13 protein-coding genes and 1 tRNA gene are annotated in these 14,275 nt (G+C 71.6%); 3 read left to right on the top strand and 11 right to left on the bottom strand.

From position 1 onward, the window contains the following. Positions 1 to 46 precede the first annotated feature (46 nt). The 8 genes from ACY8FT_RS01655 to rpmE all read right to left on the bottom strand — a co-directional run bounded on the left by ACY8FT_RS01655 (position 47) and on the right by rpmE (position 6,812). Positions 47 to 331, bottom strand: coding sequence for a hypothetical protein (locus ACY8FT_RS01655; RefSeq protein ID WP_462417210.1), 285 nt, complete (start codon positions 329 to 331; stop codon positions 47 to 49). Beyond that, complete coding sequence (locus ACY8FT_RS01650) at positions 324 to 737, bottom strand: hypothetical protein (RefSeq protein WP_462417209.1); 414 nt, start codon at positions 735 to 737, stop codon at positions 324 to 326. The genes ACY8FT_RS01655 and ACY8FT_RS01650 overlap by 8 nt, the downstream gene beginning before the upstream one ends. Next, positions 734 to 1,840, bottom strand: coding sequence for a glycosyltransferase family 4 protein (locus tag ACY8FT_RS01645; RefSeq protein ID WP_462417208.1), 1,107 nt, complete (start codon positions 1,838 to 1,840; stop codon positions 734 to 736). The genes ACY8FT_RS01650 and ACY8FT_RS01645 overlap by 4 nt, the downstream gene beginning before the upstream one ends. Positions 1,841 to 1,915: 75 nt before the next feature. Then, positions 1,916 to 3,193 (bottom strand): serine hydroxymethyltransferase, encoded by a 1,278-nt coding sequence (locus ACY8FT_RS01640; RefSeq protein WP_462417207.1) that lies wholly within the window; start codon positions 3,191 to 3,193, stop codon positions 1,916 to 1,918. After that, positions 3,190 to 4,440 carry an L-threonylcarbamoyladenylate synthase gene (locus tag ACY8FT_RS01635; RefSeq protein WP_462417206.1) on the bottom strand — a complete coding sequence of 417 codons (1,251 nt, stop codon included), beginning with the start codon at positions 4,438 to 4,440 and terminating at the stop codon, positions 3,190 to 3,192. The genes ACY8FT_RS01640 and ACY8FT_RS01635 overlap by 4 nt, the downstream gene beginning before the upstream one ends. 79 nt (positions 4,441 to 4,519) lie before the next feature. Next, a complete protein-coding gene (locus ACY8FT_RS01630; RefSeq protein WP_462417205.1) occupies positions 4,520 to 5,449 on the bottom strand; it encodes a N5-glutamine methyltransferase family protein in 930 nt (309 codons plus the stop codon). A 3-nt stretch (positions 5,450 to 5,452) separates the two neighbouring features. Next, positions 5,453 to 6,526: a peptide chain release factor 1 gene (prfA, locus tag ACY8FT_RS01625; RefSeq protein WP_462417204.1), complete on the bottom strand. Its 1,074-nt coding sequence runs from the start codon at positions 6,524 to 6,526 to the stop codon at positions 5,453 to 5,455. 70 nt (positions 6,527 to 6,596) lie between these two features. Further along, the gene (gene rpmE / locus ACY8FT_RS01620; RefSeq protein WP_462417203.1) at positions 6,597 to 6,812 is read right to left on the bottom strand and encodes a 50S ribosomal protein L31; all 216 of its coding nucleotides are present in this window, start codon (positions 6,810 to 6,812) and stop codon (positions 6,597 to 6,599) included. A gap of 247 nt (positions 6,813 to 7,059) precedes the next feature. Here rpmE and ACY8FT_RS01615 point away from each other — a divergent pair, with 247 nt between their 5' ends. Both ACY8FT_RS01615 and ACY8FT_RS01610 read left to right on the top strand, forming a co-directional pair. Continuing rightward, positions 7,060 to 7,515, top strand: coding sequence for an NfeD family protein (locus ACY8FT_RS01615; RefSeq protein WP_462417202.1), 456 nt, complete (start codon positions 7,060 to 7,062; stop codon positions 7,513 to 7,515). A gap of 35 nt (positions 7,516 to 7,550) precedes the next feature. After that, positions 7,551 to 8,807: an SPFH domain-containing protein gene (locus ACY8FT_RS01610; RefSeq protein WP_462417201.1), complete on the top strand. Its 1,257-nt coding sequence runs from the start codon at positions 7,551 to 7,553 to the stop codon at positions 8,805 to 8,807. A gap of 66 nt (positions 8,808 to 8,873) precedes the next feature. On the opposite strand, the gene ACY8FT_RS01605 is transcribed toward ACY8FT_RS01610, so the two are convergent. The 3 genes from ACY8FT_RS01605 to argS form a co-directional block, all read right to left on the bottom strand. Further along, a complete protein-coding gene (locus ACY8FT_RS01605; RefSeq protein WP_462417200.1) occupies positions 8,874 to 9,941 on the bottom strand; it encodes a glutathione S-transferase family protein in 1,068 nt (355 codons plus the stop codon). Between the two features lie 181 nt (positions 9,942 to 10,122). Beyond that, a complete protein-coding gene (gene rho, locus ACY8FT_RS01600) occupies positions 10,123 to 12,096 on the bottom strand; it encodes a transcription termination factor Rho (RefSeq protein ID WP_462417199.1) in 1,974 nt (657 codons plus the stop codon). A 296-nt stretch (positions 12,097 to 12,392) separates the two neighbouring features. Then, positions 12,393 to 14,036, bottom strand: coding sequence for an arginine--tRNA ligase (gene argS / locus ACY8FT_RS01595; protein ID WP_462417198.1), 1,644 nt, complete (start codon positions 14,034 to 14,036; stop codon positions 12,393 to 12,395). Positions 14,037 to 14,154: 118 nt separating this feature from the next. On the opposite strand from argS, the gene ACY8FT_RS01590 reads away from it, so the two are divergent. Continuing rightward, positions 14,155 to 14,226: transfer RNA gene (locus tag ACY8FT_RS01590), tRNA-Arg, on the top strand. The last annotated feature ends 49 nt before the right edge of the window (positions 14,227 to 14,275 follow it).

Genomic DNA, 14,275 nt, shown 5'->3' with positions numbered 1-14,275 from the left:
TGATCCGGCAGGGCGACGGCCCGCGGGAAACGATGCGTCGTCGTTGTCAGGCGTCACCATACCTGAGGATGAGCGTGAAAAGGGACACGCCCACGCCGAGGAGGATGACAAAGGGCATCAGCCAGTCGAGACCCGTCAGCTCGACCACCAGCCACCCCAGACCGGCGAAGACCAGGATGCCGGTGAGAAGGGTCCCGAGGACGGCCGCACCGAGGTCCGCCCCCCGGCTGCTGCCGCCGCGCCAGGCCTCCTTGGCCCACTCGTCCTCCGGCTCGTCGTCACCCACCCAGGGCCCTCGGTACTCCGGCGGCTCCGGTCGGCCGTCAACCATCTCGGCTCCCCGGCTCGCAGGGATCCACCACCATCTCGTGGCGACCGGCCAGGTAGCCCTGGACGACCCCCGCCTGCCAGGCGACGACCGCCAGGCCCCCGACGAGGGCGAAGACGTACCCGTCGGGCCAGGGCACCAGGAAGACGGCAGCCGCGAACAGGCCCACCTGCAGGAAGAACACGAGCAGCGCCATCGGCACCACCAGCGCCGGCGCGCCGCCCAGCACGACCCGCACCATCACCAGTCCCCCGGTGAGCACCACCGCGGTCGTCAGGCACACACCGGCGGCGGTGACCGCGCCCTCCGGACCACGGGTCCACAACGCGACCGGGACGGCCACGGCGAGCATCAGCAGCGAGGCCAGCGGCCCTCGCGCGACCATCAGGGACCAGGGGGACCTGCTCACGCGGCGGACTCCTTCGGGGTGACACGACGGGGCACCACCCAGGTGACCACGACGGCGCACAGCAGCAGCGCGGCCAGGAGGACGAGCGCGCCCCAGGCCGGCAGGTAGTTGAAGGCCAGCACTCCCCCGGCCACGGCTCCGGACCACAGGTACATGGTGAGCACGGCCGACCGGTGGCTGTGCCCCAGCCGCAGCAGCTGGTGGTGCAGGTGACGGGCGTCGGCGTCCCACGGCTTCAGCCCCGCGAGCGTGCGCCGGACGACCGCGAGCAGCATGTCGACCAGGGGCACGGCGACGACCGCGACCGGCAGGGCGAGCGGCAGCACGACCGCGGCGGTCCGGGAGCTGCCGTCCACCGCGGCGGGGTCGACCGTCCCGGTGAGAGAGATGGTGGCCGCGGCCATCAGCAGACCCAGCAGCAGCGACCCGGCATCCCCCATGAAGAGGCGGGAGGGGTGGAAGTTGTGCGGCAGGAACCCGGCCGTCACACCCAGCAGGACCGCGGTGAGGAAGGTGGCGGTCGAGAAGACGTTCGGCGGGTCGTAGGTGTGCGACAGCTCGTAGCTCCACACGAAGAAGGCCGCCGAGGCGATGCCCACCATGCCCGCGGCCAGGCCGTCGAGCCCGTCGACGAAGTTGACCGCGTTCATCGTGGCCACCACCAGCAGGATGGTGAGCGCGAGCGAGACCGGGCCCGGCAGGATCGTGTAGCCCTGCACGGGGAGGCTCACCAGCTGCACCCCCTGCGAGGCCAGCACGATCGCCGCGGCCGCCTGCCCTCCCAGCTTGAGCGCCCAGTGGAGGTCCCAGCGGTCGTCGGCGGCCCCGAGGGCGGAGACCACGAGCGCCGCGAGCAGCACCCCGTAGACCTGGGTGTCGGCGAAGATCTGGCTCAGGTAGGGCAGGTGCGCCGCCACGAGCGTGGCCGCCAGCAGCCCCGCCAGCATGCCCAGCCCCCCGAGCCGCGGTTTGGGCACGGCGTGCACGTCCCGGCCGCGCACGGGGGTGATGGCCCCCGCGCGCACCGCGAACCAGCGCACCAGCGGCGTGACCCAGAGGGTGATGACGCCGGCCACGAGCATGACGAGGAGGTATTCACGCACGGGCGAACACCTCCTCGTCGGTCGGGCAGCGGGTCACGACCCCGCCCCGTCACCGGGGCCGGGCCGCACGTCGGCTCAGCGCTTGTAGGCCGGGAACTGGTCGGTCAGCTCGTCGACCTGGGCCCGGATCTCCCGGGACACCGCGGACTCGCGGTCGGCGTCACCCTCGGTGACGGCCTTCTTGATGAGGTCGGCGATCACCTGCATCTGCTCGGTGCCCATGCCCTGCGTGGTGACGGCCGGGGTGCCCACGCGGACACCTGAGGCCAGCATCGGCGGGGCCGGGTCGAACGGGATGGTGTTCTTGTTCAGCACCAGGCCGGCCGCGTCGCAGCGCGCCTCGGCGTCCTTGCCGGACACTCCCAGCTCACGCAGGTCGTGCAGCGACAGGTGGGTGTCGGTGCCGCCGGAGATCGGGCGCAGCCCGTGCTCACCGAGCGCGCCGGCCAGCTTCTGGGAGTTCTCCACCACGCGGGCGGCGTACTCCTTGTAGGCCGGCTGCAGGCACTCGTGAAAGTTCACCGCCTTGGCCGCGACGCCGTGCATGAGGGGGCCGCCCTGCATCATCGGGAAGACGGCCTTGTCGATCTTGGAGGCGTGCTCCTCCTTGCACACGATGGCGCCGCCGCGCGGACCGCGCAGCACCTTGTGGGTCGTGAAGGAGACGACGTCGGCATGGGGCACCGGCGACGGGATGGCGCCACCGGCCACCAGGCCGATGAAGTGCGCGGCGTCCACCCAGAAGATGGCCCCGACCTCGTCGGCGATCGCGCGGAAGCGCTCGAAGTCGATGAGGCGCGGGATGGCCGAGCCGCCGGCCAAGATGATCTTGGGGCGGTGCTCCTTGGCCAGGCGCTCCACCTCGTCGTAGTCGATGTGCTCGGTCTCGGCGTTCACGCCGTAGTGGACCGCGTTGAACCACTTGCCGGAGAAACTCACCTTGAACCCGTGGGTCAGGTGTCCACCGTGGTCCAGGCTCATGGCCAAGATGGTGTCGCCCGGCTTGGCGAAGGCGCCGTACACGGCCTGGTTCGCCGAGGCACCGGAGTGCGGCTGGACGTTCGCGTGGTCGGCCCCGAAGAGCCCCTTTGCGCGCTCGATCGCCAGGTTCTCGGCCTTGTCCACCTCGGAGCAGCCGCCGTAGTAGCGCTTGCCGGAGTAGCCCTCGGCGTACTTGTTCGACAGCGTCGACCCCAGCGCGGCCAGCACGGCCGGGCTGGTCTGGTTCTCACTGGCGATCAGCTGGATGCCGGTGCGCTGGCGCTCCAGCTCGGACAGCAGGATCTCCGCGATCTGCGGGTCCTGCTGCTGCAGAAGGTCGTAGTCCGGCCCGAAGAAGGGGGTCCGACTCATGCTGTGCTCCTGTCGTCGTTGGCCGATGGGGCGTCCTGCGCCGGCGCCGCGGGATCTGCGTCGTGGGCGCGACCACTGCGCAGCCTACGCGCCGGCTGGTCGTGCAGCTCGTGTCCTTCCGCGTCGACGCCGACCAGGTCGAACTCCTGCTCCACCGGCACCGCGACCGTGCGGAGGGTGGACGCCGTCGGCTCGTGGGCCTGGTTCACACCGTCGTCCTCGATCGGATCCGGCTCCGGCTCGGAGGACGCGTCGGACGCGGTGGACCAGAGGCTGGTCGCCCCCGCGGTGCGCCGCTCGAGCTCGGGCACGGGCGGCGACTCGGACGCCGCCCCCGTCGACTCGTCGGGCGCGTTCTCCTGCTCCCCCAGCTGGGCCAGCCAGGCCTCCTGCTCGGCCTCCTCGCGGCGACCGGCCTCCTCGTCCTCGTCGTCGATCGCGTCGACGCCGTCCGACTCCCCCTCCCCCGGAGCCAGTCCGGGAGCCTCGTTCACCGGTGCGGACTCAGCACCCGGTGAGACCGAGCGACCGGTGGCCTTCAGCTCCTTCTCCAGCGCCTCGCGGTCGGCCGCCGGCTCCGGCTCGGCCGGGGAGAGCCGCAGATGCACGTCCTCTCCCAGCACCTCCTCCAGCCGCTCGACGGACAGGGCGCCCAGGCGCAGGATCACCGGGCTGGGTCGGGTGCAGTCGACGATCGTCGACGGGCGGTTGCCGGCCGTCTTTCCGCCGTCCAGGTAGACCTCCACGGCCGCGCCCAGCTGGGTCGCGGCCTCCAGCACGGTGGTCGAGGCCGGCTGTCCCGTGATGTTGGCGCTGGTGACCGCCAGCGGGCCGGTGCGCGCCAGCAGGCGGAGGGCCAGGTCGTGGTCCGGCATGCGCAGGGCGACGGTGCCATTGGTCTCACCCAGGTCCCACTGCAGGGAGGGCTGGGCCTGCACGACGATCGTCAGCGGCCCGGGCCAGAGCTCACGGACCATGCCCTTGACGTAGGGCTGCAACGCTGTGGCCAGGCCGTCCAGGGTCCGCACCGAGGGCACGAGCACCGGCGGTGGCATCGAGGCCGTGCGGCGCTTGGCCGCCAGGACGTTGGGCACGCCATCGGGATGGAAGGGGTCCGCCCCCACCCCGTAGACGGTGTCCGTGGGCAGGGCGACGACACGGCCCTCGGAGATGGCCTCCTGGGCCGCCCCGAGCGCCTCGTCGCGCTGTTCGTCCGTGGGGTCCGTGCAGTCGAACACCGGGCTCATCCAGTCCTCCTGAAGTGCGGTCGGTGCAGTCTTTCACGGGGGGGGGGCGACCGCACCGGCCACCCGCGCCCGAGCCGGTTCAGCGCCCCGGCCAGCGCCCCTCGACGAAACGCGGGCGGCCGGCGAGGTCCAGGTGGTCACGCACGTCGGTGAAGCCCAGCTCGGTGAGCATGCGCGGCATCGACTCCCCCTGGCTGTCGTCGTGCTCCATGAGCAGGTGACCACCGGGACGCAGCAGCCCCGTCGCCCGGCGTGTCAGCGCCAGCGGGAGGGCCAGGCCGTCGGGCGATCCGCCGTAGAGGGCGGCGGCCGGGTCGTGCTCCAGGACCTCCGGGTCCACCGGCAGCGCACCGTCCGGCACGTAGGGCGGGTTGCTCACGGCCAGGTCCACCTGACCCTCCCGGTCGTCGAACTCGAACCGCGCATCACTCACCCTGAGGTCGACGGTCAGCCCCAGCTGCTCGATGTTCCGCTGTGCGTACTCGGCGGCGACGGGGTCCATCTCGACCGCCCGCAGCACCGGCGCAGGCGCGTCCTCCCCCTGCTGACGCAGGCGCTCCACGCCGCAGCCGATGCCGAGCACCACCGCCCCGCTGCCTGCGCACAGGTCCACCACCTCGACCTCTTGCTGAGGGTCACGCCCGGGGCACTCCAGCAGCTCGAGGGCCCGCGTGACCAGCAGCTCGGTCTCCGGGCGGGGCACGAAGACCCCGGGGCCGACCTCGAGCGGTACGCCCGCGAACCAGGCGACACCGGTGAGGTGCTGCAGCGGCTCCCGGGCCACCCGCCGCCCCACGAGCTCCTCCAGCCGGCTCCTGCGCGGGTCGTCCCCGGACAGCCCCCGGCCCAACAGCACCTGCCGGTGCAGCTCGGAGCCGTCGCACTCCAGCACGTGGGCCAGGAGGGTCGCGGCGTCCGCCGCGGGGCTGGGGCAGCCCGCCTCCCCCAGCCGGGCCGTGGTGGAACGCAGCAGGGAGTCCAGCGAATCCCCCGCGGGGCCCTGCGACACCACTCAGCCCTCCCCCGCCAGGAGCCTGGCCTCGTGGTCGGCCACCAGCGAGTCGACGACGGGACGGAGGTCGCCGTCCAACACCGCCGGCAGGTTGTGGGCCTTGTACCCGCTGCGGTGGTCGCTGATCCGGCTCTCGGGGAAGTTGTAGGTGCGCACCCGCTCGCTGCGGTCCACGGTGCGCACCTGCGCCCGCCGGGCCTCGCTCGCCTCGGCCGCGGCCTCCTCCATCGCCGCGCGTCGCAGGCGCGAGGCAAGCACCCGCAGCGCCGCCTCCTTGTTCTGCAGCTGGGACTTCTCGTTCTGGCAGGTGACCACCACCCCGGTCGGCAGGTGCGTGATCCGCACCGCGGAGTCGGTGGTGTTCACGCTCTGTCCACCGGGCCCGGAGCTGCGGAAAACGTCGACCTTCAGGTCCGCCGGGGCGATCTCCACCTCGGCCGGGTCGTCGACCTCGGGGAGCACGAGCACCCCGACCGCCGAGGTGTGGATGCGCCCCTGCGACTCGGTCACCGGCACCCGCTGCACGCGGTGGACGCCCCCCTCGAACTTCAGCCGTGACCAGGGCGCACGGCCCGGCTCCTGCCCGGAACCCCCGCGGATCGCCACCCGGGCGTCCTTGACGCCGCCCAGGTCCGAGTCCGTCGACTCCATGACGCTGGCGGACCAGCCCTCCCGCTCGGCGTGCCGCAGGTACATCCGCACCAGCTCCCCGGCGAAGAGGGCGGACTCGGCACCACCCTCGCCAGCCTTGACCTCCAGGATCACGTCCCGGTCGTCGTCGGGATCACGCGGCAGCAGGGTGCGCGTCAGCTCGTCCCGGGCGGCCTTGAGGTCCTCGGACAGCCCCTCGGCCTCCGCGGCGAAGTCCGGGTCGTCGGCCGCCAGCTCCCGGGCCGCGTCCAGCTCCCCCTCCAGCTGTTCGACCCGTCCCGCCGCACGCACCACCGGCTCCAGCGCCGCGTACTCACGCGCGGCCCTGCGCAGGCGCACCGGGTCGGCCACCACCTCCGGCTGCGCCATGAGCTCCTCCAGCCGGGCGTGCTCGGCGAGGGCCTCCTGCAGGGCGTCACTCATGTCGTCGTCCTCATCCAGACATGATGATGGCCGGGGTCCCCGTGGGGTACCCCGGCCATGACCAGATGTCTCAGTTGCCGGCCTTCTTGCCGTAGCGCTGCTGGAAGCGCGCAACCCGGCCACCGGTGTCCAGGATCTTCTGCTTGCCGGTGTAGAAGGGGTGGCACTTGCTGCAGACGTCAACGTTCATGCGACCGTTCGCAGCGGTGCTGCGGGTGGTGAAGGTGGCGCCGCAGGTGCACACGACCTCGGTGGTGTCATACGCGGGGTGAAGGTCCTTGCGCATGGGTCTCTCCTCGATGGGGGTGGGATGTCCGGGTCGTCCGCGTGCCCGTGTGGACGGATCGCCGCGTGCCCCGCGACGGGGCGTGACGTGAACCGGACGCAACGGGCCATTCTGCCACCCCCTACCAGAACGTCCAAACCGCTGCACAGACCCGCCGTCCACCGGCCCACCCGCGGGCCTGCGACGCGCACCGAACTCCGCCCACGGTTCCATCCTCGCGGCCCCTGCGGCGGCCTACAGTGCAGCCATGTTCGAGATCCTGCGCGAATCCCAGTGGCTCTGGTGGCTCGGAGCCGCCCTGGCACTCGCCGCCGTGGAGATGATGACACTCGACTTCATGTTCCTCATGCTCGCGACCGGCGCCCTGGTGGCCATGGTGGCCGCCGCGCTGGGACTCAACCTCACCGGCCAGTTCGTCCTGTTCTCCCTCACCGCCCTGGCCCTGCTCTTCCTGGTGCGCCCGGTGCTGCGACGCCGGCTCATGGAGAGCGCGCCGTACCACGAGACGAACGCCGCCGCTCTGGCCGGCCAGGACGCCCGGGTGACCGACCCGGTCACCGAGCTGGCCGGCACCATCAAGCTCGCCGGGGAGACCTGGACTGCCCGCCCGCAGTGGGACGGTGAGACGTTCGCCGTCGGCGAGCGCGTCCGCGTCGTGCGCATCGACGGGGCCACGGCCCGCATTGAGCGCCTCCCCGCCTGACAGACCCGACCCACCCCGTCCCCAAGGAGGAAGACGTGCCCGGAGCCATCGCCGTAGTCATCGGACTACTGCTCCTGTTCGTCGTCGTGGCCCTGGCGCGGGCGATCAAGATCGTCCCCCAGGCCACGTCGGTCATCGTCGAGCGACTCGGCCGCTACAACAAGACCCTGCAGGCAGGTCTCAACGTACTCATCCCGTTCATCGACAAGCCCCGTGCGACGGTCGACCTGCGTGAGCAGGTCGTGAGCTTCCCACCGCAGCCGGTGATCACCAGCGACAACCTCGTGGTGTCCATCGACACGGTCATCTACTTCCAGGTGACCGACCCGAAGGCCGCCACCTACGAGATCGCCAACTACATCTCCGGTATCGAGCAGCTCACCGTCACCACGCTGCGCAACGTCATCGGCTCGCTGGACCTGGAGCAGACCCTGACCAGCCGCGACCAGATCAACGGCCGCCTCCGTGGCGTGCTGGACGAGGCCACCGGCCGCTGGGGCATCCGCGTCAACCGCGTGGAGCTCAAGGCCATCGACCCGCCGCCCAGCGTGCAGGACTCGATGGAGAAGCAGATGCGCGCCGAGCGCGACCGTCGAGCGGCCATCCTCAACGCCGAGGGCATCAAGCAGTCGCAGATCCTCACGGCCGAGGGTGAGAAGCAGGCCGCGATCCTCACGGCCGAGGGTGACGCCCAGTCCTCGGTGCTGCGCGCCCAGGGTGAGTCCCGCGCGATCATGCAGGTCTTCGACGCCATCCACCGCGGCAACCCGAACAGCAAGGTGTTCGCCTACCAGTACCTGCAGGCGCTGCCCGAGATCTCCAAGGGCGAGGCGAACAAGATGTTCTTCTTCCCCAGCGAGATCACGGACGCGCTCAAGGGTGTCGGTGGCGTGCTCGGCGGCCAGCCGGGCATGGACGGCAACCGCTCGTCGGTCCACAAGGCCAACACCCAGGGCGAGGCCATGGACCTGGACATCGAGGAGACCGCGCTGGAGGACCCGGCCGAGGCGCTGCGCAAGGCGCGTGCCGAGGCGGCCGGTGCCACCGACGAGGCCGCGGACTCCAACACCCCGCGTCGCGGCTCGGCCTCGGGCATGGGCGGACTCGGTGGGTCCACGCCGGCCGGCAAGGCCCCCGTGCAGAGCGACCCGGGTCTGGACACGGGCTCTGCCGACAGCCGCACGCAGCAGCTGCCGCAGCAGAACTCGCCGATGCGCGAGGACCAGCCCACCCGCGAGATCCCGCACCGCGACCAGCCGGGCGACCAGGGCGGGACCCCGCCCCGCGGCTGACACACCGGTCGCGCCGAGGGCGCCCTCCCCACCGCCGGGGAGGGCGCCCTCGTCCGTGTACCCGGGTCAGGCCGGGTACAGCGGGTTGTGCCCCGCCTGCACCCGCTCCCCGGGCGGCACCTCACCCGGGGCGGTCCCCTCACCCCAGGGCGTTCCCCCGAGGGTCTCGCGCCCGTGGGGCTCCAGCAGCCAGGACATGTCCGGCCCCTTGGGCACCACACCGGTGGGGTTCACCTCGTGGTGGACGGCGTAGTAGTGCTCCTTGACCTGCTCGAAGTCCGTGGTGTCACCGAACCCGGGGGTCTGGAACAGGTCCCGCAGGTAGGCCGAGAGCACCGGCATCTCGCGGATCTTCTGGCGGTTGCACTTGAAGTGCCCGTGGTACACGGGGTCGAAGCGCACCAACGTGGGGAACAGCCGCACGTCGGCCTCGGTGATGTGGTCGCCCACCAGGTAGCGGCGGGTGGAGAGGCGCTCCTCCAGCCAGTCCAGCGCGACCCACAACCGGTCGTACGCCTCGTCGTAGTGCTCCTGGTCCGCGGCGAAACCGGCCCGGTACACACCGTTGTTCACCTCGGTGTACACACGGCGGGACACCGCATCGATCTCCTGCCGCAGCTCCTCGGGGTACAGATCGGGGGCCCCCTGCCGGTGGTGTTGCCGCCACTGGCTCGAGAGGTCCAGCGTGATCTGCGGGAAGTCGTTGGTGACCAGCTGTCCGCTGGGAACGTCCACGAGGGCCGGGACGGTGATGCCTCGCGGGTAGCCCGGCACACGCGCCTCGTAGGCCTCGCGCAGGCGGTGGATGCCGAGGACGGGGTCCTTCCCATCGGGGTCCAGGTTGAAGTTCCACGACGGTTCCCCGTGCACGGGATGGGCCAGCCCGAGTGAGATGGCCCCCTCCAGCCCGAGCAGCCGGCGCACGATGACGACGCGGTGCGCCCACGGGCAGGCGCGGGCGGCCACCAGGCGGTAGCGCCCGGGCTCCACCGGCCAGACCATCCGACCGACGGCCTCGCCGGTGGGCCCGCCGGCCGGTGCGTCGGCCCTGATGCGGTCCTCGACGTAGGTGGCGTCCCGGTCGTACCCACCCTCGGTGGGTGCGTTGGCGGCGGGCTTCTCGGTGGGTGTCATGTCACTCACCCTAACGGTGCAACACCGCCGCCGCATCCGCTCCGAGCCCGGCGGCACTCCCCCTTCGCGCCGCACCCCGAGCACCTCCCCGGACAGCCGTGACCCCTGACGCGTTGCGATGCGTCAGGGGGTCACGGGTTCTCCCACCAGGGGCTCGAGTGCAGGCTCGCCCCGGAGCGGGTCAGTCCTCGTCGTCGAGCTTGATCGAGGAGGTCTGCTGCACCTGCATGAGGAACTCCCCGTTGCCGGAGGTCTTCTTCATGCGGTCCAGGAGCAGTTCCATCGCCGACTGGGTGTCCAGCGCGGTGAGCACCCGGCGCAGCTTCCAGACCACCTTGAGCTCCTCGGAGGAGAGCAGGATCTCCTCCTTGCGGGTGCCCGAGGCGTTCACGTCGACGGCCGGGAAGACGCGGCGGTCGGCCAGCTGGCGCGAGAGGCGCAGCTCCATGTTTCCGGTGCCCTTGAACTCCTCGAAGATCACCTCGTCCATCTTCGAGCCGGTCTCGACCAGGGCGGTGGCCAGGATGGTCAGCGAGCCGCCGTTCTCGATATTGCGGGCGGCACCGAAGAAGCGCTTCGGCGGGTAGAGCGCCGAGGAGTCCACACCACCGGAGAGGATGCGGCCGGAGGCCGGGGCGGCGATGTTGTAGGCGCGCCCCAGACGGGTGATGGAGTCCAGCAGCACCACGACGTCCTGCCCCATCTCGACCAGGCGCTTGGCGCGCTCGATGGCGAGCTCCGCGACGGTCGTGTGGTCGTCGGCCGGGCGGTCGAAGGTGGAGGCGATGACCTCACCCTTGACCGTGCGCTGCATGTCGGTGACCTCCTCGGGGCGCTCGTCCACCAGGACGATCATGAGGTGCGCCTCGGGGTTGTTCTCCGTGATCGCGTTGGCGATCGACTGCAGGATCATCGTCTTGCCGGCCTTCGGCGGAGCCACGATGAGACCGCGCTGCCCCTTGCCGATGGGGGCCACCAGGTCGATGACGCGGTTGGTGTAGTTCTTCTGCTCGCCCTCGAGCCGCATGCGCTGCTGCGGATACAGCGGGGTGAGCTTGCCGAACTCCACGCGACGACGGGCATCCTCGGCGGACATCCCGTTCACCTGGTCCACCTTCACCAGGGCGTTGAACTTGTTCTTGTTCGCCTTCTGGTTGCGGCGGCCCTGCTGCGGCTGCGGGGTCGGCATGTCGTCGTCCAGGTCGTGGCGCGGCTTGATGCGACCGACCACGGCGTCACCCTTGCGCAGGCCGTGGCGCTTGATCATCTGCATCGGCACGTACACGTCGCTGGGGCCGGGCAGGTAGCCGGTGGTGCGGACGAAGCCGTAGGAGTCGAAGACGTCCAGGATGCCGGCGATCGGCACCAGGTCGGCGTCGTTCTCCTGCCCGCCGCGCCCCTGCTGGTCGCGACCGTCGTTGTTGTCGTCGCGGTTGCGGCCCCGGTTGCGACGGTTGCGGCGGTTGCGGCGACGGCCGCCCCGCTCCTCGTCGTCGCGGCGGTCCGAACCGTTGCCCCGGTTCGGGCCGTTGCCGTCCCGCTGGCCCCCGCGCGAGTCGTCACGACGGTCGTCCCGCGAGCGCTCCTCGCCCGAGTCGTCGCGACGGTCGTCCTCGCGGCGACGGTCGCGGTCGTCGTCCTGCCGACGCCCCCGGTCGTCCCGACGGCGGTCGCGGCCACCCTCCGGGCGACGCTCGGCGTCCTCATCACGGGAGTCGGTGCCCTGCTCGGCCTCTCCCTGGCGGGAGGAGTCGCCCTCCTCGGACCCGGACTCGCCCCGCGAGCGACCTCCACGGCGACCGCGGCGGGTGCGCGAGGAGCCGCCCTCGGAGTCGTCGGCGTCCTCGCCCCGGCGGTTCCCCACCGTCGAGGACTCGTCGGTGGACTCCGGCGCGCGCGACTCGGCCGCCCCGGTCTCCTCGACCTTGGTCACCGCTGCGGCCGGGGCCGTGACGGTGGACTCGGGCTGCGGCTCGGGACGCGCAGACCCGGCGTCGACCCGCGCCTGGCGGATCTCGGCGACCAGGTCCCCCTTGCGCTTCTTGGTGGTGTCGATGCCCATGCTCGCGGCCAGCTCCTGGAGCTCGGCCAGGCGCAGCGTGCTCAGCGCAGTGGAGCGCTTGGGGCTCTCGGCCGGCTGGGTCTGGTCTGTCATGCAAGTCCTTCCAACCTGCGCCCGGACGGCGCAGCGGTGATGGATGTCGGCACGCCGCGGGCACGCCGAAGGAGGGCGTGGTCCGTCGTGCTCGATGGTCGACCTGCGGGAATCGCCGTCGTGGCGAGGAGGGTATGTGCAACCGGGTCCGTCATCACGTCCACGCGTCGGACGTGTGTGCCCGAAGCGGGGGGACGACCCTCAGGTCTGGGAAGCCGGGAGGGAACGTTGTCCCTGCCGACGCAGTCACCGTATCACCCGGCCCCGGCAGGCACTCAGCACACCGGGACAGGGGCTCACATGCGCTCGGGCGCGGAGACCCCCAGCAGGTCCAGACCGCGGCGCAGCACCACCCCGGTGGCGTCGTTCAGCCACAGGCGGGAGCGGTGCAGGTCCGTGACCTCCTCACCGTCGCGCGGGCGCACGCGGCAGGCGTCGTACCACTTGTGGAAGGCACCGGCCAGGCCCTCCAGGTAGCGCGCCACCCGGTGCGGCTCGCGGAGCTCCGCGGCCTGGGCGACCACGCGCGGGAAGTCACCGAGCGCGGCGAGCAGGGTGGCCTCGGTCTCGTGGTCCAGCAGGGCGGGGTCGAAGCCGTCGGCGCGGTCCACGCCGTCCGCGTCCGCCAGGCGCGCGACGTTGGCCGTGCGCGCGTGGGCGTACTGGACGTAGAAGACCGGGTTGTCGTTGGTCTGCTTGCGCAGCTCCTCCCCGTCCAGGCTCAGCGGGGTGTCCGCGGGGTACCGGGCCAGCGAGTAGCGGATGGCGTCGGCGCCGATCCAGTCGAGCATGTCGTCCAGGTCCACCACGTTGCCGGCGCGCTTGCTCAGCTTGGCGCCGTTGATGGAGATCAGCTGACCGATGCGGATCTCGATGTTCCGCGCGGGGTCGTCCCCCGCGGCGGCGCTGATGGCCTTGAGCCGGTTGACGTAGCCGTGGTGGTCGGCGCCCAGGAGGTAGATCTTCTCGGTGAACCCGCGGTCCTTCTTGGACAGGTAGTAGGCAGCGTCGCTGGCGAAGTAGGTGTGGTCACCGTTGGAACGGACCAGCACGCGGTCCTTGTCGTCGGTGAAGTCGGTGGTGCGCAGCCAGGTGGCACCCTCCGCGTCGTACACGTGGCCCTGCTCGCGAAGCCGGTTGATGGCGCGGTCCACGTCCCCCGCGTCGTGCAGGGACTTCTCGCTGAACCACACGTCGAAGTGCACCCCGAAGCGGTCCAGGGTGGAGCGGATCATGCCCAGCATCAGCGGGTAGCCCAGCTCCCGCGCCACGGCGATCCCCTCGTCCCGGGGCAGGTCCTTCAGGTCGGCGCGCTGCTCCAGCACCTTCGCCCCGAGCTCCTGCACGTACTCACCCGGGTAGCCGCCCTCCGGGGTGGGCTCCCCCAGCGCGGCGGCCAGGACGGACTCGCCGAACTTATCCATCTGCGTGCCGGCGTCGTTGATGTAGTACTCGGCCGTCACGTCGGCACCGCTCGCGGCCAGGAGCCGGCGCATCGAGTCGCCCAGCGCGGCCCACCGCGTGTGCCCCACGTGCAGGTGGCCGGTCGGGTTGGCCGAGATGAACTCGACGTTGATCGTGTGGCCGGACAGCGCGTCACTGTCGCCGTAGCCCTCGGCGCCCTCGACGATGGTGCGGGCCAGCTCGCCGGCGCTGGCGGCGTCCAGCGTGATGTTCATGAAGCCGGGGCCGGCGATGTCGACGGCCGCGACGCCCTCGGCCTCCCGCAGCCGGGCGGCCACCAGCTCGGCGAGCTCCCGCGGGTTCATGCCGGCCTTCTTGGCCAGCTGCAGCGCCACGTTGCTCGCCCAGTCACCGTGGTTGCGGTCCTTGGGTCGCTCCACCCGCACCTCGCCGGGCACCTCGACGGTGATCTCCCCTGCGTCGACGGCGGCCTGGAGGGCCGCGGTGATGGCCTGTGCGAGCTGTTCGGGCGTCATGGGCTGAACCCTACCGACCGGCGGGCGTGCACATGCAGGGCGCTGCCGACGGCTGGTAGGCTGTCCCCTTAGTCCGAGACGACGACCGGCTGACGTGCCACGGCACGGACGGCCACGTGCCCCCGTAGCTCAGGGGATAGAGCACCGCCCTCCGGAGGCGGGTGCGCAGGTTCGAATCCTGCCGGGGGCGCACGTACGGGAAGGGCCCCGGTCCACGACGGACCGGGGCCCTCTTCCAT

It is taken from the genome of Kytococcus sp. Marseille-QA3725, from assembly GCF_054950055.1.
The sequence above is the reverse complement of the archived record's forward strand: the minus strand, read 5'-3'. Positions and strand labels throughout refer to the sequence as shown.